A 17423-nucleotide genomic window follows, 5' to 3' on the forward strand; every position below is an offset into this window, starting at 1 on the left:
TTCGAGAAATAGCTATTAAATATAAAGTACATCTTTAAGCATGGTATGCCGCGTAAAAGGATTCATAAACCGTTGATTAATCAAATCGGGTTTCCGGTATATTTTTTTCTGCAGAACGCGTTGCAGACGATCCCGGTCGACCAACGATAAACGATGCCCTTCCGCCAAATCATAAACCAAATCGACATCGCTTTTTTCTGTCTGCTCATTTCGGGCAAAACTACCATATAGCCCAATACGCTCAATACCAAACTCGACCCGCAGGTGGTCACGATTGGCTTTCAGGGTCTCCAGAATGAATTCGCGATTAATGCCGATTATGTTCATTGTACATTAGCCATTATACAGTACTCATTGTTCTCAGTAACCCGTCGGCAATGGTGCGGTCGTTGCTCAAACGGGGCACTTTGTTCTGCCCGCCGAGTTTGCCCTGACTCTTCATGTACCGTTGAAACGCCCCGCGCGGCAGGCTCGTTAGCCGGAGTGGCTGCAGAATGGCGCCGGTGATCAGGTCATCGTAATACACATTAAGCTCGGTCAGACGCGTATCGACATCGTGGGCAAATGCGGCCGGGTCGTGAGGGGGCGTGGAAAACTCGACCAGCCATTCGTGGTACGGCAGGCCTTCTTTGGGGCTGACCATCGGCGCCACAGTAAACTCCACCACTTCGGTTTCGGGATGTTTGCTCATGACATCTTTCAGCGCCCGTTCCACCTCCTCGCCGATGACGTGCTCGCCAAACGCCGATATAAAATGCTTGATCCGCCCCGTCACCAGCAACCGATACGGGTCGCGGCTAACGAATTTGACCGTGTCGCCGATGGAGTAGCCCCACAAACCTGCGTTGTTGTTGATCACGACGGCGTAGTTTTTACCCAGTTCTACTTCATCCAGCGTGAGTCGGCGTGGGTTTTCGCTGAAATAGTCGTCGGCGGCAATGAATTCGAAAAAGATACCGCTGTCGGCCAGCAGCAGCAGACCTTCTTCAGTTTGCGTATCCTGAAAGGCGATGAAGCCTTCCGACGCGGGGTAGGTTTCAATGCTGTCGACGCGTTTGCCGATGCTGTCGAACAGTTTGGCGCGGTACGGCTCGAAGTTGACCCCTCCATAAACAAATACCGAAAAATCGGGAAAAACGTCTTTTATGGGTTTGCCGGTGCGCTCCTGAATCCGGTCGAAATACATCTGCACCCAGGGCGGAATGCCCGAAATCAGCGACATTGGCTGGCTGATTGTCTCGTCGATAATGCGTTCGAGCTTGGTTTCCCAATCGTCGATAATGTTGGTTTCGTAGCTGGGCAGCTGGTTGGTGCGCAGGTAGGCCGGCACGTGGTGATTGGCAATACCCGACAGTCGACCAATGTTGATGCCGGCTTTCTGATCCAGCTCCGGACTGCCCGAGAGGAAAATCAGTTTCTTGTCCAGAAAGGCGCTGTTGCCCGTTTCGTTGACGTAGTTGAGCAGCGCGTCGCGGGCCGAGTTGATGTGGTTGGGAATCGACTCGCGGGTGATCGGAATGTATTTCGTGCCTGAGGTCGTACCCGATGTTTTGGCGAAGTAGAGCGGTTTTCCGGGCCAGAGAACATCGCTGCCGCCGTTCAGAATCTGCTCAACGTAGGGTTTCAGGTCTTCGTAATCGCGTACAGGTACCGCCTGTCTGAATTCGGCCACGGTCTGCACCTCGGCCAGTCGGTGGTCCCGTCCGAAGGCGGTAGAGCGCCCCCCTGTCAGGAGCCGCTGGAGCCAGCGTTGCTGCGCTTCGGCCGGCCGATACATCCAGTCGCGCTGCCGTTCTACAACCCACTTTGCCAAAGGCTTACTTAAAACCGAACGTATTCCCATAATAGCGCAAAAGTAAGGCGAAATTTAATGACCCCTGTCGGCAGCCGCCCGATATCAGGGAGAGGGGGTCGCAGGGTCAACATCTATTATTCAGGATTTATATGTAATCAATCTCGAAAAATATCCATTAATTTTGCTCACCTTTCAAAAAACTGCATTCGTAACACGGCGCACGGCGCCAACCTGAAATGGGACTTTTCAACTTTTTAACCAGCGACATTGCAATCGACCTGGGCACGGCGAATACCTTGATTATTCACAAGGATAGGATTGTGGTGGATGAGCCTTCGATTATTGCAATGGACAAAGCCAGCGGCAAAGTGCTGGCTATCGGCCATAAGGCCATGCAGATGCATGAAAAGACCAACGAGAATATCAAGACGATTCGGCCGCTTAAAGATGGTGTTATTGCCGACTTTACAGCCGCCGAACTCATGATTCGGGGCATGATCAAGATGATCGACACGGGAAGCAAGCTGTTTTCGCCTTCGCACCGGATGGTCATCTGTATCCCCTCGGGCATTACAGAAGTAGAAAAACGAGCGGTCAAAGACTCCGCCGAACACGCGGGTGCCAAAGAGGTATACATGGTCCACGAGCCGATTGCCGCTGCGATTGGTATCGGCATCGACATTACCCAGCCTAACGGCACCATGATTGTCGACATCGGTGGTGGCACTACCGAGATTGCGGTTATCGCGCTGTCGGGCATCGTTTGCGAACAGTCGATCCGTATTGCCGGCGACGTGTTTACCCGCGATATTGTTGACTATATGCGCCGGGAACACAACCTGCTGATCGGTGAGCGTTCGGCTGAGCAGATCAAAATGGAAGTCGGATCGGCCCTGCCCGAACTCGACAACCCACCGGCCGATTACGAAATCCGGGGGCGTGACCTGATGACGGGTATCCCGAAAGAAATCAAGGTGACCTACAGCGAAATTGCCTACGCCCTCGATAAGTCGATCTCGAAAATTGAAGAGGCTACCATGAAAGCCCTTGAAATTTCGCCCCCGGAGCTGTCTGCGGATATTTACACAAACGGTATTCACCTGACGGGGGGCGGAGCGCTGCTGCACGGCCTCGACAAACGCCTGGGTGCAAAAACCAAACTTCCGATTCACGTAGCCGACGATCCGCTCAAAGCGGTTGTGAAAGGTACGGGCGAGGTCATCAAGAATCTGGACATGTACAGATCCGTATTGATCAGTTAACACAAGGCCGGGCCGCACGGTGATCACCGGTCTGGCTATGGAACATTAATTACACAGCCGGATCGGAGCGGGGTTCCCGTGCGATCCGGCTGTTCAGGTATGGGAGAGTTAGTCGATTTTTTCGTTCGGAGCCGAAACTTCATCCTGTTCGTGTTGCTCGAGGTGTTGTGTTTCTACTTCATCATCAACACGAGCAACTACTGGAGTGTAACCTATTTCAACACCTCGAACCGGTACGCGGCCGAGGTGCTGGCGTGGACAAATGCGGCTAACGAATACGCCAGCCTCCGCCAGGTCAATGCCGATCTGGCCCTGGAAAACCAGCGGCTGAATACCCAGCTGACCAAACTGCTTCAGAGCAAACCCCTGGCCCCGGCCGAATACCGGGCCGATTCGGCTTTTGCTGACCGGTTTAACTTCACCGTGGCCAAGGTGGTGAATAATACGACTCAGTTTGCCAACAACTACATCACGATCGACAAAGGGACCGAAGACGGTGTTATGCCGGGTATGGGCGTTATATCGCCGACGGGCGTAGTGGGTACGGTAAAGACCTGCAATCGCCATTTCTCGGTCATTACGTCGATTCTCCATTCAGAATTCATGGTGTCGTCGGAACTGACCAAAGCCCAGGAGATTGGCTCTGCCAAGTGGGACGGCGTAGACCCGCACCTGATGAAGCTGGACGCCATCTCGCGCTACAAGCCCGTTGCCAAAGGCGATTCGGTGGTTACGTCGGAGTTCAACAAGAAGTTTCCGCCGGGTATTCTGGTGGGGCGGGTCAGAACGGTGGGGGTTCAGCCCAATATGACGTTCCACGATATTACGCTTGAACTGGCCACTAACTTCAGCAACCTGTCTTTCGTCTACGTAGTCAGAAACCGGCTGGAGAGCGAGCAGGAGCAGCTGGAAAAACAGATCGAGACAGAAAAATAACCCTGTAGTACGCCGTTGTTGACGCTGGCCAGCGTAGCCTGAGCCGACCCCGGTATACTGCAACCAGAAAACCATCCTACTGTGACTTTTCGCGAAATCGTATCGGCCTCACTGCTGTTTTTGCTTTATCTGACGCTGCAAATCCTGCTGGTGCGGAATCTGGTGCTGTTCGATTATGCGTTCTGTTTCATTTACATTGCCTGCGTACTGCTGCTGCCCAACGAAACCAGCCTGACCTGGCTGCTGCTGATCGCCTTTGCGACGGGAATTATCGTCGATACGTTTTACAACACGCTCGGCATGCATGCCGCGGCTACGGTGCTGATGGCCTACTGTCGGCCGCTGGTCGTGCGGTCGCAGATCGATGTGCCGGGGCTGGAATCGCGTATCGAGTTTTCCCTAAAGGAGCTGGGTACGGGTGCTTTTTTTCGGTATGTGTTTCTGCTGGCCCTGATTCATCATGCCGCGTTGTTTTTCATCGAAGCCAACAGCCTGGCCCTGCTGATCCCAACGCTGATCCGGGTAGGCGCCAGCACCCTGTTTACAACCGTCAGCATTGTGCTGATCCAATTCTTTACGCGAAACTAATATGGCTGAGACACTCATACTGCCGTCGACAACAGACCGGCGGGCGCTCTACGAAAGCCTGCTGCCGCAGGTAGAAGCCCTGCTGGTCGGCGAGTCGGACCAGATTGCGAACCTGGCCAATATGGCGGCTGCCCTTAAAGAAGCGTTTGATTTCTTCTGGGTAGGCTTTTACCTCGTTAAAGACGGGCAATTGGTGCTGGGCCCGTTTCAGGGGCCGATTGCCTGCACCCGGATTGCGTTCAGCAAGGGCGTTTGCGGAGCGGCTTACTCACGCCGTGAAACGATTGTGGTGCCGGATGTGGAGCAGTTTCCGGGGCATATTGCCTGTAGCTCGGCCTCTCGTTCCGAGATCGTTGTGCCCGTATTCGATTCGCAGGGTAACGTAATCATGGTCCTCGACGTAGACAGTGATCAGCTCAACGACTTTAGCGACATAGACGCCGAATGGCTCGAACGGTTGGTAACGCTCATTCACTAACCAAAAGGTTATCTGATTGCAGTAAAGTTTACGGACAACGCTCTTTTTTCGTAAACACAGCAATCTTATGGCGTACTCATTGTCGCGCCGGTCGTTTGTTCGGCAGGCTTCGCTGGCCACGGCGGCTGGTATGACAACCCCATCCTTTTTGTCAGCAATGCCGCAGCCGGGCGACGCGGCTGTTCTCGGGCACAATGGGTTCCGGTACCGGGTAGTGCCGGGCTGGGGTATGCTCGATGCCGGCCGGAACCCCGTCAACGACTGCCACGAACTGGTGCAGGATGCGAAAGGCCGGATCATCCTGCTCACCAACGAGACTAAAAACAACATTCTCATTTACGACAAATCGGGTAGGCTGCTTGAGACCTGGGGACACGAATTTCCGGGTGGACACGGTCTGACGATTGGGGGCGAGGGCGCTGATCAATACCTGCTCATCTGCGATACCGATCGGCATCAGGTTATAAAAACCGACCTGAAAGGCCGCGAGCTGATGAAACTGGACTACCCCCGCGAGACGGGCAAATACGCCTATCCATCGCAGTTCAAACCGACCGAAACGGCCGTTAACCCCGCCAACGGCGATATTTACGTAGCCGATGGTTACGGGCTGAACTACATTACGCAGTACGACAAATCGGGTAAGATTATTCGCTCGTTCGGCGGCCGGGGCGAAGGCGACGCTACCTTCGATTGCTGCCATGGTATCGTAGTCGACCGGCGCAATGCCCAGAGCCCTACGCTGCTGATCACCGACCGTCGGCGAAACGCGCTGAAGCGTTTCTCGCTGGATGGTACCTACCTTTCTACTATTGCCCTGCCGGGATCGTACATCTGCCGCCCCGTTATCCACGGCGATTATCTATACGGTGCTGTATTCCGAAGTACGTCCGATGCGTACCCCAATTCGGGCTATGTGCAGATTCTTGACCGGAACGACAACGTGGTGTCTACGCCCGGTGGTTCGGAACCCGTCTATCAGAACGGTAAACTGACCGAGCAGCGCAAAGACCGCAGCCTGACCGTGTTCATGCATCCGCACGACGTGCTGGTCGACGAAGACGAGAGCCTGTACGTGGCGCAATGGAGTTCCCAAAAAACATATCCCGTCAAGCTGGAGCGGATCTAATTACTCTACACGTTATTTTTTGCCGGTTTTCAGGCCGGAATGTCGTTTATGAACGCATTGATTTTAGTACAAGCCGTTGCGGCACAGCCTTCTGACTGGGCCTTGTTTTTTGGCCGGTTCCATCCGCTTATTGTTCATCTGCCCATCGGGTTTCTGGTAGTAGCCGGTATTCTGGAAGCAGGTCGGCGCCTGGGTAAGATTGGCGTCGACGATTCAACGATTACGGCCGTACTGTTTTGGTCGGCGGTGAGCGCTACGATGGCCTGTGTGTTCGGCTATCTGTTATCGCTGGGCGGAGGCTATGACGAAGAAATTCTGGATGAGCACATGTGGCAGGGCATCGGCGTAGCTGGCTTCGCCTGGGTAGCCTGGGCCGTAAAATCTGACTGGCTGGGCGATCGGATTCCGCTGGGATCGGTATTGTACGTGCCAGCGCTGGTTGTTTCGCTGGTGCTGCTGGCCGTAGCCGGTCACCATGGTGGCTCACTGACACACGGGTCCGACTACCTGACGCAGTATACGCCCGAGCCGTTTCGGACCCTGGCCGGCCTGCCGCCCCGGGCTGAAGCCGTCGCCGTGAAACCGATTACGGATGTGAACCAGGCGCTGGTGTACGAACAGATTGTGAACCCCATCCTGCAGAGCCGCTGCGTTCAGTGCCATAACGCCGAAAAGTCGAAAGGTGATCTGCGCTACGATAGCCCCGACATGATCCGGAAAGGGGGCGAAAACGGGCCGGTATTCGTGGCGGGCAAGGGCACCGACAGCGAGATGATCAAGCGGTGTTTACTGCCCGAAGACGATGATCACCACATGCCCCCCAAAGGCAAAACCCAGCTAACCGAAGGACAGGTGGCGCTGCTGACGTGGTGGATCGACCAGGGCGCGCCGTTCGACAAGAAAGTATCAGACCTGAAAGTCAACGATGCCATCCGGCCCGTGCTGGCTGCGCTGGGCGGTGGCGCTCCGGCGGGCGGTGGTACGGCGGTCGCAGCAAGCAGCGGTCCGGCTCCCGAATCGCCGGTGCTGACCATGAAGGTGCCCGCTGCGCAGCCCAGCGTGATCGATGAACTGAAAAAAGCCGGTCTGCTGGTGCTGCCGCTCTCGAAAGAGCAGAATCAGTTAGAGGTTAGCGCCGTCAACGCCCGGTCGTTCAATGACACCCAGGCTGCGTTACTGCCAAAAATCAGCGATCAGCTGGTCTGGCTTAAGCTGAGCGATACCGGTATCACCGATGCCGCGCTGGTACAGGTGGCTAAACTGAAGAATCTGCAGAAACTACATCTGGCGCAGACGAAGGTGACCGATGCCGGACTGAAACACCTCAAAGGGCTGGCCAATCTGGAGTACCTAAATCTCTACGGAACAGGGATCACAGATATGGGACTGGCCGAACTGGCTACCCTGAGCAAACTACGAACGGTCTATATCTGGCAGACCAAAGTGACTGAAACCGGCCTGGCAACTCTCAAAAAAGCCCGCCCCGGGCTGGAAATTATTGGCGGTATCAACGAACAGGCCGTTGCCGAGTTTGCCAAAGCGGGTCAGGCCGATGATAAATCCAGCGAACCGGCAAAGAACTAAACGACCGGACGGCAACCTGAAAATGACTTACCGCAACAGTCCAATACGGAGCGGTCACGCGGCTTCATGCACTTTTCCTGGCTGAAAAAAGTTATATTGCAACAAACTTAAGTCCTTTAGGATTGAAGGTCGCCGACCGCTGATCCTGTTTGGTAGTTGTAAGCCTGACTGCGTAAAGATGTAGTGGCCAGCTGGTTGTGGAGTGGTATACGCGGTCGAACCGCATTGGCCGCTGCAAGTTGGGAAAAGGCAAAGATTGATCAAATAAGGGGCAAAATAGTGTCGTGGTTAGCCGCTGCTCCGTCGTTCTTTTGTGTGACCAACTATACCTAACCTGTTTGTATAATGATTGCCTGGTCTGACATGCGATTGCGCTATACACTTCTTACGGCCACCGTTGGTTTGTTTGGCGCTTCGGTCTGGCTCACCGCCTGTAACTCATCGGTCGACAAACCGGCTGAGCTGGTAGCCGCCGAAGCCAACCTGCCCGAAAAGGTAGATTATAACCTGCACGTTAAACCGATTCTCTCAGACCGGTGCTTTGCCTGTCACGGGCCGGATAAAGCCAAGCAGCAGGCCGGGCTTCGGCTCGATACGCCCGAAGGCGCCTACGAGGCCCTGGCCGAAAGTGGTAAGAAAGCCATTGTGCCGGGTAGCCTGGGTAGTAGCGAACTGTTCCACCGAATCATAAGTACCGATCCCGATTACGTGATGCCCACGCCCGAGTCGAACCTGACGCTCAGTGTGGAAGAGAAAGCCCTGCTGGCCCGGTGGATCGAGCAGGGCGCCGAATACAAAGAACACTGGTCGTTGATTCCCCCGGCTCAGGTAGCGGTACCTAAACTGGAGAACGACAGCTGGAGCCGCAATGAGATTGACCGGTTCGTGCTGGCCAAACAACGCGACAGGAAGCTAAGTCCGGCGCCCGAAGCCGACAAAACCACGCTCATTCGGCGGGTAACGCTGGACCTGACCGGCCTGCCGCCCACACCGGCGGAGGTCGATGCGTTTCTGGCCGACAGAAGCCCCAATGCCTACGAAAAAGTGGTGAACCGGCTGCTTAAAAGCCCTCACTACGGCGAACGGCAGGCCGTTGAATGGCTCGATGTGGCTCGATATGCCGACACTCATGGCTACCAGGACGACGGGCTACGTACCATGTGGCCGTATCGCGACTGGGTTATCCGGGCCTATAACCGAAATCTGAGTTTCGACCGATTTATTACCTGGCAGCTGGCCGGCGACCTGTTGCCCGCGCCGAAAAGCGAGGCCGAACGGCGCGAACGGCTTATTGCTACGGCTTTCAACCGAAATCACCAGCAGAGCCAGGAAGGGGGTATCGTAGACGAAGAGTACCGGGTCGAGTATGTCGCCGACCGGACCAATACCTTCGGCAAAGCCATGCTGGGGCTAACCGTCGAGTGCGCCCGTTGCCATGATCACAAGTATGACCCTATCAGTCAGAAGGACTATTATTCGCTGTTTGCGTTCTTTAACAGCAACAATGACCGGGGGCAGATTCCGTACAATGGCGAAGCCGCGCCGACCATTACCCTAACCAAACCCGAAACGGAAGCCAAACTGAAATTCATCCGCGAAAAGCTAACGCCGATCCGGCAAAAAATTAACCCCAACCGCTCCGATTATCAGCAGCGTTTTGGGCAATGGCTCAGCAAAGCCCGGCAGCAACCGCTGTCGTCGGCCGATTCGGGCCTGATTGCGCATTATACCTTCGATGAAGCGGACCGGACCGATATCAGCGCGTTTGTAAAAGCCCAGGCCGAAAAGAAAAAGCTGGAGGAAGCGAAACGGAAAGCCGACGAGGCCCGGGGTAAACCGAAAAAGGCGGAAGCAAAACCGGTAGCCAAACGAAAAACAAAAGAAGAACTCTGGAAAGACCCCAGAAACGCATTTGCCAACACGGTCAATGATACTTTGCCAGCCCGGCTCGGGGGCGACCCCGACAAAGTGCCCTATGCGGTGGCGGGGCGCTTCGGTAAGGCCCGCTTTCTGCCAGGCGACAGTTTCATTGAATTACCGTGGGATTTCGGTGCTTTTGAACAGAATCAGCCGTTTACGGTGAGCAGCTGGTTCAACCTGGCCAAGCCCAATATGGCGCTCACCCTTCTGGGGCGCACGACCGGTCCGATGGATGGCCAGCGTGGCTACCAACTCGACCTGCTCGCCGACGGACGGCTCAAGCTGACCTTCAGCCACGTATGGCCCGCTAATGCTATCGATCTGGAGTCGGTCGACAAGGTGCCGGTTCGTCAGTGGTTTCAGGTCGCCTTCGCCTACAATGGCCTGGGCCGCGCTGATGGAATTACGGTGTACCTGAACGGCCAACCGATGCGCACCCGGGTCATCGCCGATAACCTGATCCACAGTATGGTATACGGGAAAGACCGTACCCACTGGGCTCAGCATGCGTTCTATGTGGGGCGGATGCACGACTATTTCTATAAGGATTTTGCGGTCGACGAACTGCGGATTTACGACCGCTGTCTCACGCCGATCGAAATGCCCAAACTGGCAGGTCAGCCCGACGCGTTGGCGGCTGCGCTCCGTACGCCCGACTCGCAACGGACAGCCGCTCAGCGGGCGGGGCTGTATACGTATTACGTAACGGCGCAGGACCCGGTGTACCGGTCCGAATATGCCAAAGCCATGCAGCTACGGGGCGAAGAACTGATGCTGTATACCAATCAGGATCAGGTTATGATTATGCAGGAGCGGTCGGTACCGCGGGTAACTCACCTGCTGAAGCGGGGTGCCTACGACGCTCCTGGCGAGGTAGTAACGCCCAACGTGCTGCACAGTCTGGAGCCGATGCCGAACGATATGCCCAAAAACCGGCTGGGTCTGGCTCAGTGGCTGTTGATGCCCGAGAATCCGCTCTTTAGCCGCGTTGTGGTGAACCGGGTCTGGCAGCAGTATTTCGGGCAGGGGCTGGCCAGAAACAGCGATGACTTTGGCAACCAGGGCGCCCTCCCAAGCCATCCGGAATTACTCGACTGGCTGGCCATACGATTCCGCGAAGGAAGCGGGCCTGCGTCAGACCGCTGGAACATGAAAGCCCTGCACAAGCTGATCGTTATGTCGGCTACGTACCGGCAGTCGTCGGTAACGTCGGAGAAGGTGCGCGAGATTGATCAGGACAACACCTTTCTGACGCGCGGCCCGAGCTACCGGATGAGCGCCGAGCAGGTGCGCGATAATGCCCTGGCTGCGAGTGGTCTGCTAAACTGTCGGGTTGGCGGACCGAGCGTCCGGCCCTACCAGCCGTCGGGCATTTGGGAGGCTCTGGCCACCCGAAATACGGTTAGCTACGTGCAAAACCACGGCGACAGTCTGTATCGTCGCTCGATGTATACGATCTGGAAACGAAGTTCGCCCCCGCCTATGATGCTCAACTTCGATGCGGCTGAACGACATACCTGCATCGTAAAACGGCAAAAGACCAGCACGCCCCTGCAGGCGTTGGTCACCCTGAACGATCCGCAGTTTGTGGAAGCGGCCCGGGTGCTGGCGCAGAAGAAGGCAGCGAACGGACAAACAACCGGACAGGCCATCAGCGAGTGCTTCAAAGCTGTAGTCAGCCGGCAGCCCCGACCCGGAGAGCTTACGCTGATGCAACAGCTGTACGACGAAGAACTGACTGATTTTCGGAAGAACCCCGGCCGCGCCAGGGAGCTGCTGTCGGTTGGCGAATACCCGCTCAACAAAGCGCAGAACCCGGCCGAACTGGCCGCTCTGACGATGGTAGCCAGTACGATCATGAATTTCGACGAAGCGATTATAAAACGGTAAAAGCCAGTGGCCCGGGGGCACGAAACAGGCTGATCCGGCGCCATCTCATACTATGGATATTCAGGACCAATTGCATGATCAGCTGAGCCGCCGAAACTTTCTGGGGCAGAGCAGCGCGGGGTTAGGAACCATTGCGCTGGCGTCGTTGCTGAACCCGGCCAATCTGTTTGGGGGTACGTCGATGGGTGACAATCCGGCCGTGGGTAAGCCGCATTTCGCGCCCAAAGTGAAGCGGGTGATCTACCTGTTTCAGAGTGGGGCGCCGTCGCAGCTCGAACTGTTCGATTACAAGCCGCGGCTCGAAACCATGTGGGGGCAGGACCTGCCCGAGTCGGTTCGGAAAGGACAGCGCCTGACGGGGATGACGGCTGGCCAGAGCCGGTTTCCGCTGGCGGCCTCGAAATACAAATTTGCGCAGTATGGTCCCGGTCAGATGACCATCAGCGAACTCCTGCCCCATACGGCCCGTATCGCGTCAGACCTGACGTTTATCAAGTCGATGCATACCGAGGCCATCAACCACGACCCGGCCGTTACGTTTTTTCAGACCGGGAGTCAGCAGGCCGGCCGACCCAGCTTTGGGTCCTGGATCAGTTACGGGCTGGGGTCCGACAACCAGAACCTGCCAGCGTTTGTGGTACTGCTCAGCAAGGGTCGTGACGGTGATCAGCCGCTCTATGCTAAACTCTGGAGCAACGGCTTCTTGCCCTCCGTACATCAGGGGGTTGTGTTTCGGTCGGGTCCCGATCCGGTCTATTACCTCAACAACCCGCCCGGCATTGATAAAACCAGTCGGCGCCGTATGCTCGATTACCTCGGTAAGATGCATCAGGAGCAGTTCAAACACGTACTCGATCCTGAAATCAACAACCGGATGGCTCAGTACGAGATGGCTTACCGGATGCAAACCTCCGTGCCCGAAACGCTCGACATCTCGAAAGAACCCGACTATATCTTCGACATGTACGGGCCCGACAGCCGGAAGCCGGGTACGTTTGCTGCCAACTGCCTGCTGGCCCGCAAGCTAGTCGAGAAAGACGTTAAGTTCGTTCAGCTGTATCACCAGGGCTGGGATCAGCACGGTAACCTGCCCAACGATATCAAGATCCAGACGAAAAGCGTTGATCAGCCATCGGCCGCGCTCATTATGGACCTCAAACAACGCGGCCTGCTCGACGATACGCTGGTTATCTGGGGTGGTGAGTTCGGACGGGGTGCCTACTCGCAAGGTAAACTCACCCGCGACAACTACGGCCGCGACCACCACCCGCGCGCTTTCTCGATCTGGATGGCCGGGGCCGGTGTGAAAAAAGGAATGGTCTACGGCCAGACCGACGATTTCGGCTATAACGTGGTTAACCAGCCCGTTCATGTGCACGATTTTCAGGCCACCGTATTGCACCTGCTGGGTGTCGATCATGAAAAACTGACGTTCAAGAGCCAGGGACGCCGGTATCGCCTGACCGATGTGCACGGCAAGGTAGTGAAACCTATACTTGCTTGACCGACAGGTGATAATGTTCAGTTTTTGGTGCTTTTAAACGCGGGCAGAAATCCGTAAACCGAGCCAATAGACCTAAAAGGTTCTGAGAAACCTTTTAGGTCTTGCTATTTTTGCGCCATGCTACAACAACTTGAAACGTGGATACGCGCCCTGATTCGGTGGGCAGGTTACCAGCCCAATCGTGATTTGTCGGGATGGGTGCTGCTAGTTTCAGCTGTGCTGCTGGGGCTGGCCGTAGATCTGGTTGTGACGCAGGTTATTCGGTTCGTGAACCGGCGCCGATCGTTCAAGACGCTGCTTCTGCTGCGTACGCACGTGCGCTGGGCGTTCTGGGTATTTGTGCCTTCTTTGTTTTTCTTACTGGCCACCAACATTCAGTCGGCGCGTTTTCTGCGTCGGCATCCCGTTGCCGATAAGTCGGCCGAAGTGCTGTTTCTGGTGGCGAGTACGTGGCTGGCGGTGCAGTTGCTCAAGTTTGGGGAGTTGTTCCTGATTCGGCAGTATGATACCACCCAGGATGTGAACCTGTCGCAGCGCAAGTTTGTGACGCAGGTTCGCTTTGCCCGCCGAATACTGGCCATTGGGGTTGTGATCATTGGTACCTCGCTGCTGCTGATCTCCTTCCAGGGCAGCCGGAAAGTGGGCCTGAGCGTACTGACGTCGGCCGGGGTGGTGTCGGTACTGATTGGTTTTGCGGCCCAGAAAACGCTGGCCAATCTGCTGGCCGGGGTTCAGATCGCTTTCAACCAGCAAATCCGGCTCGACGATGCCGTGGTGGTCGAGAAGGAGTGGGGGCGCATTGAAGAGATTAACCTGACCAGCGTTATTGTGCGGCTCTGGGACCGTCGTCGGCTTATTCTGCCCATCACCTATTTCGTTGAAACACCGTTCGAGAACTGGACCCGCTCCGATGCCTCCATTACCGGGGCCGTATTTCTCTACCTGGATTATAACGTACCGGTCGACAAGATCCGGGAGAAAGCCCGCGAGCTGACCGAGGCTAATCCGCTCTGGAGTGGCGATTCGTTTGCCGTTCAGGTGACGGATACCCAGCCAACCTGCATCGTGGTACGGGTGCTCGTATCGGCCCGCGATGCGCCATCGGCTTTCGACCTGCGTTGCTACCTGCGCGAGCAGCTCATTGCGTTTGTCCGGGATGAATACCCGCAGAGTTTGCCCCAGACCCGCCTGATGCTCAGCGAAGAGCTGAAGCCCAAAGCGTAGCGCTGCCATGTAGAGACGCAACCGCCCGGCCTTTAGGTTTGTCAGACGATACTATTCCAAGAATGGAGTAGCTTGCTGGCAAGTAAAACGGACTGGCACGTCCTACCGCCCGGCTGGGAGTTAGACCCATGGGCCGATTCAGAGGCCAGTCCGGATTGCTTGCTTAGACTCGAATAGAAATGCGGGTTGGCAGACCCATTAGAAAGGTATCGAGAAAACAGCAAGCTCATTGTTCAACCCAAAAATAAGCTATTTCATGGACGTACAGTATTACATTGGCATCGATGTATCGAAGGCTACGCTTGATTGGGCAGTTTTCAATGGTAAAACAATTGTCTTACAGACTCAGTCCCTGAACTCGGTTGCTGCTATCAAGGCTACCATCAAAGCACTTAAAGCCTTGCCTGGCTTTATCACTATCCAATCGGTATTTTGCCTCGAACATACAGGCGTGTACAATGCCCATATTCTTGATCAGTTGGTGGCTCATCAATTACCGACTTGGTTAGAAAGCAGTCTACACATCAAGCAGGCCGGTGGCTTACAACGGGGCAAGAGTGATAGTCTCGACGCCCAACGGATTGCCGAGTATGCCTATCGTTTCCGGGATCGTATGCGGTTGTGGCAACCACCCCGCCAATTACTCCAGGAACTAGTCATACTCAGCGCTTTACGACAGCGACTCTTGTTGGTTCGGCAACAGTTACAAGTGCCTGTTAATGAGCAAGCCGCCTTTGCATCAGCCAAACTTCAGAAGCAGCTGACTCGCCATTGCCAAGCATCTTTGAAGTCAATCAATGCAGATTTAGAGCAGGTCAATCGGCAGATGGATGAACTGATCCACCAAGACCAACAGCTTCATGAGCTCTTCAAGTTGATGACGTCTATCCTGGAGTTGGCCCAGCTGTTGCAACCGAAGTCATTCTGGCTACCGACGAATTTAAGAACTTCGCGGAGCCTAAAAAGCTGGCTTGTCATGCCGGTGTGGCTCCCTTTGAGCACAGCTCGGGTAGTAGCATTCGCGGGCGCAGTCGAGTCAATCAACATGCTCGTAAACGCCTGAAGTTTTTGTTTCATTTAGCAGCTATGTCTGCTATACGGGTCAAGGGGGAGTTACAAACTTACTATCAACGGAAAGTGGCCGAAGGCAAGAACAAGATGTCAATACTAAACGCGGTTCGTAATAAGCTTATCCACCGCATCTGTGCCGTCGTAAAGCGAAAGCAGAAATATGACATTTTTTATCCCCTATCATTTGTTTAAACCATAGAAATCGGCCCGGCCTTTGCGTCTCCTGTCCGGATGGTTTTGTTGCTGTCGCGTATGAGACGCGAAGGGCCGCGTCTCTACATCCGACGACCTGTTCCTTATGGTTTAGCCTAAACGCAGTTGGGCGGACAGGCTGTGTTCTACAGCCTGTCCGCCCAACACCCGTCAGAACGGTTATTAAACGTTCACGTCTTCGAGCTCTTCCTGCCGTACGGGCTGGCCAAGCAGCGTAGCGAAACGGTTGATGTTGAAGGTCGGCTCGAACCAGACCTCACCCATAACGGGATGTTTCACCGGTACATCGGGGTTCTGAATCTCGTTCAGCAGGACGCCCGTGTCGCCGGTTGTGTGACGCTTCACCTGCCGGATCGTGTAGAGTTGATCCTGCTTGGGGGTCTGTATGCCAAACTCGGCATAAAAGGCCAGCACCGGTGCCGGAAACTTATCGTTCGTGCAAATGACTTCCATAGCTTTATTGAGGTATACTGATCAAGTGACAATGACTCATCGTCTGTTGATCAGTATACATTATCTGCGTAAAGTTTGTTCAATCCAGCAGTCCGCCCAGCTGACCCAGCACCGAGCCGCTTTCCTTATTGGCCTGCCCACCGCCCGGCGATAAACGCTGAACCAGTTTCGAGATCGGCATGCTCTGAATCCAGACCTTGCCTGAGCCGCGCAGGGTAGCCAAAAATAAGCCCTCCCCGCCAAAGATCATACTCTTAAGCCCGCCCGACCGCTGAATGTCGAAGCTCACGCTTGGCTCGAAACCCACTACGCAGCCCGTATCGACGCGGAGCTGCTCGTTATTCAGCGTCCGCTCAATAACGACGCCACCGGCGTGGATGAACGCCATTCCGTCGCCCTGTACTTTCTGAAGAATGAACCCCTCACCACCGAAGAAGCCTGCGCCCAGTTTCTGGTTGAGGTGAATACTGAGCCGGGTGCCGAGGGCCGCACATAAAAACGCGTCTTTCTGTACGATAACGGTATTGCCAAAGACGTTGGCCAGGTTCAGCGGCATAACCGTGCCGGGATAGGGAGCCGCGAAGGTAACCTTCCGCTTGCCGCTGCCCCGGTTTGTAAAGTGTGTCATGAACAGCGACTCCCCCGTAATTAGCCGCGAGCCGGCCTGAAAGAGCTTACCCATAAACCCCTGGTCGGGCTGCGAGCCGTCGCCCATTTTGGTTTCGAACTGGATGCCGTCTTCCATGTATAGCATGGAGCCTGCTTCGGCAATGACGGTTTCGTTCGGGTCAAGTTCGATTTCGACGATCTGGATGTCTTCGCCGATGATTTTGTAGTCAATTTCGTGAGAGTACATACTGCGTTGATAGTTTCAGGTCTCGGTGATCTATGGACGAAAACTACAGAAAGCTGCGCATTTGGCCGGTGATATTTCTGACTAACGGCCAAAAAAAAGTCCGACCGGGCATTTTTGCCAGTCGGACTTTTTTGAGTGAGCGTCTATACGACCACCTGGTCAGGTAGCCTAGCGGGTATTGATGTCGTCGGGCAGGTCGTTATCCGACTCGTCGAAGAGAGTATCGTCGTCTTTGGCTTTCTCATCGGCATCGTCGGCCTGCGGATCGCCCTTCAGGTTGAGGTCGGTGCGGTGCCGCAGCTTCTTATCATCCACGGTCCGGTTCAGAAACTGGTTGATACGATCAATATCGAAACTCGTCGTGATCTCACCGAACGAGTTGATCTGAATGTCGAACCCTTCCAGTTCTTTATGAACGCGGGGTTTTTCGTTTTCGTCGGGGTTGGGTTTTTTCTTAGCCATAGCCGGGTGATGCGTTGCCAATTTGTATACAACTGAAAAAAGGGGGGGAGGGTTAGGT

General features: G+C 55.1%; 15 protein-coding genes and 1 pseudogene. 11 read left to right on the top strand and 5 right to left on the bottom strand.

All coding sequences use genetic code 11. The features are described 5' to 3' along the window. Nucleotides 1-15: 15 nt before the first annotated feature. Together FBR45_RS00145 and FBR45_RS00150 are read right to left on the bottom strand one after the other, a co-directional pair. On the bottom strand, nucleotides 16-327 hold the full coding sequence (locus FBR45_RS00145; RefSeq protein WP_138498237.1) for a nucleotidyltransferase family protein: 312 nt from the start codon (nucleotides 325-327) through the stop codon (nucleotides 16-18). Nucleotides 328-340: 13 nt separating this feature from the next. Then, complete coding sequence (locus tag FBR45_RS00150; protein WP_138498239.1) at nucleotides 341-1843, bottom strand: GH3 auxin-responsive promoter family protein; 1503 nt, start codon at nucleotides 1841-1843, stop codon at nucleotides 341-343. 188 nt (nucleotides 1844-2031) lie between these two features. Here FBR45_RS00150 and FBR45_RS00155 point away from each other — a divergent pair, with 188 nt between their 5' ends. The 11 genes and pseudogenes from FBR45_RS00155 to FBR45_RS26545 all read left to right on the top strand — a co-directional run bounded on the left by FBR45_RS00155 (nucleotide 2032) and on the right by FBR45_RS26545 (nucleotide 15573). Continuing rightward, nucleotides 2032-3057 carry a rod shape-determining protein gene (locus tag FBR45_RS00155; protein ID WP_077923646.1) on the top strand — a complete coding sequence of 342 codons (1026 nt, stop codon included), beginning with the start codon at nucleotides 2032-2034 and terminating at the stop codon, nucleotides 3055-3057. Between the two features lie 99 nt (nucleotides 3058-3156). Then, a complete protein-coding gene (gene mreC, locus FBR45_RS00160; protein ID WP_077923647.1) occupies nucleotides 3157-3993 on the top strand; it encodes a rod shape-determining protein MreC in 837 nt (278 codons plus the stop codon). 81 nt (nucleotides 3994-4074) lie between these two features. After that, nucleotides 4075-4581: a hypothetical protein gene (locus FBR45_RS00165; protein ID WP_138498241.1), complete on the top strand. Its 507-nt coding sequence runs from the start codon at nucleotides 4075-4077 to the stop codon at nucleotides 4579-4581. Between the two features lies 1 nt (nucleotide 4582). Further along, the gene (locus FBR45_RS00170; protein WP_138498243.1) at nucleotides 4583-5059 is read left to right on the top strand and encodes a GAF domain-containing protein; all 477 of its coding nucleotides are present in this window, start codon (nucleotides 4583-4585) and stop codon (nucleotides 5057-5059) included. Nucleotides 5060-5126: 67 nt separating this feature from the next. Beyond that, complete coding sequence (locus FBR45_RS00175; RefSeq protein ID WP_138498245.1) at nucleotides 5127-6188, top strand: 6-bladed beta-propeller; 1062 nt, start codon at nucleotides 5127-5129, stop codon at nucleotides 6186-6188. Between the two features lie 48 nt (nucleotides 6189-6236). Continuing rightward, complete coding sequence (locus FBR45_RS00180; protein ID WP_138498248.1) at nucleotides 6237-7772, top strand: c-type cytochrome domain-containing protein; 1536 nt, start codon at nucleotides 6237-6239, stop codon at nucleotides 7770-7772. A gap of 345 nt (nucleotides 7773-8117) precedes the next feature. Then, a complete protein-coding gene (locus FBR45_RS00185) occupies nucleotides 8118-11582 on the top strand; it encodes a DUF1553 domain-containing protein (protein WP_138498250.1) in 3465 nt (1154 codons plus the stop codon). Between the two features lie 52 nt (nucleotides 11583-11634). Then, nucleotides 11635-13086: a DUF1501 domain-containing protein gene (locus FBR45_RS00190; protein WP_138498252.1), complete on the top strand. Its 1452-nt coding sequence runs from the start codon at nucleotides 11635-11637 to the stop codon at nucleotides 13084-13086. A 117-nt stretch (nucleotides 13087-13203) separates the two neighbouring features. Beyond that, entirely contained in the window at nucleotides 13204-14310 is a 1107-nt protein-coding gene (locus tag FBR45_RS00195) for a mechanosensitive ion channel family protein (RefSeq protein ID WP_138498254.1), read from the top strand. Between the two features lie 256 nt (nucleotides 14311-14566). Beyond that, nucleotides 14567-14950 (top strand): annotated as a pseudogene (locus tag FBR45_RS26540) (IS110 family transposase); the annotation flags it as partial. Nucleotides 14951-15234: 284 nt separating this feature from the next. Beyond that, a complete protein-coding gene (locus tag FBR45_RS26545; RefSeq protein ID WP_246082180.1) occupies nucleotides 15235-15573 on the top strand; it encodes an IS110 family transposase in 339 nt (112 codons plus the stop codon). Between the two features lie 183 nt (nucleotides 15574-15756). Here FBR45_RS26545 and FBR45_RS00205 read toward each other — a convergent pair whose 3' ends face one another. The 3 genes from FBR45_RS00205 to FBR45_RS00215 form a co-directional block, all read right to left on the bottom strand. After that, nucleotides 15757-16047: a hypothetical protein gene (locus FBR45_RS00205; protein WP_138498256.1), complete on the bottom strand. Its 291-nt coding sequence runs from the start codon at nucleotides 16045-16047 to the stop codon at nucleotides 15757-15759. Nucleotides 16048-16126: 79 nt separating this feature from the next. Beyond that, nucleotides 16127-16903, bottom strand: coding sequence for a TIGR00266 family protein (locus tag FBR45_RS00210; protein WP_138498258.1), 777 nt, complete (start codon nucleotides 16901-16903; stop codon nucleotides 16127-16129). Nucleotides 16904-17071: 168 nt separating this feature from the next. Then, complete coding sequence (locus tag FBR45_RS00215) at nucleotides 17072-17365, bottom strand: hypothetical protein (RefSeq protein WP_138498260.1); 294 nt, start codon at nucleotides 17363-17365, stop codon at nucleotides 17072-17074. Nucleotides 17366-17423 lie beyond the last annotated feature (58 nt).

The organism is Spirosoma lacussanchae (genome assembly GCF_005870035.1).
Lineage (GTDB): Bacteria > Bacteroidota > Bacteroidia > Cytophagales > Spirosomataceae > Spirosoma > Spirosoma lacussanchae.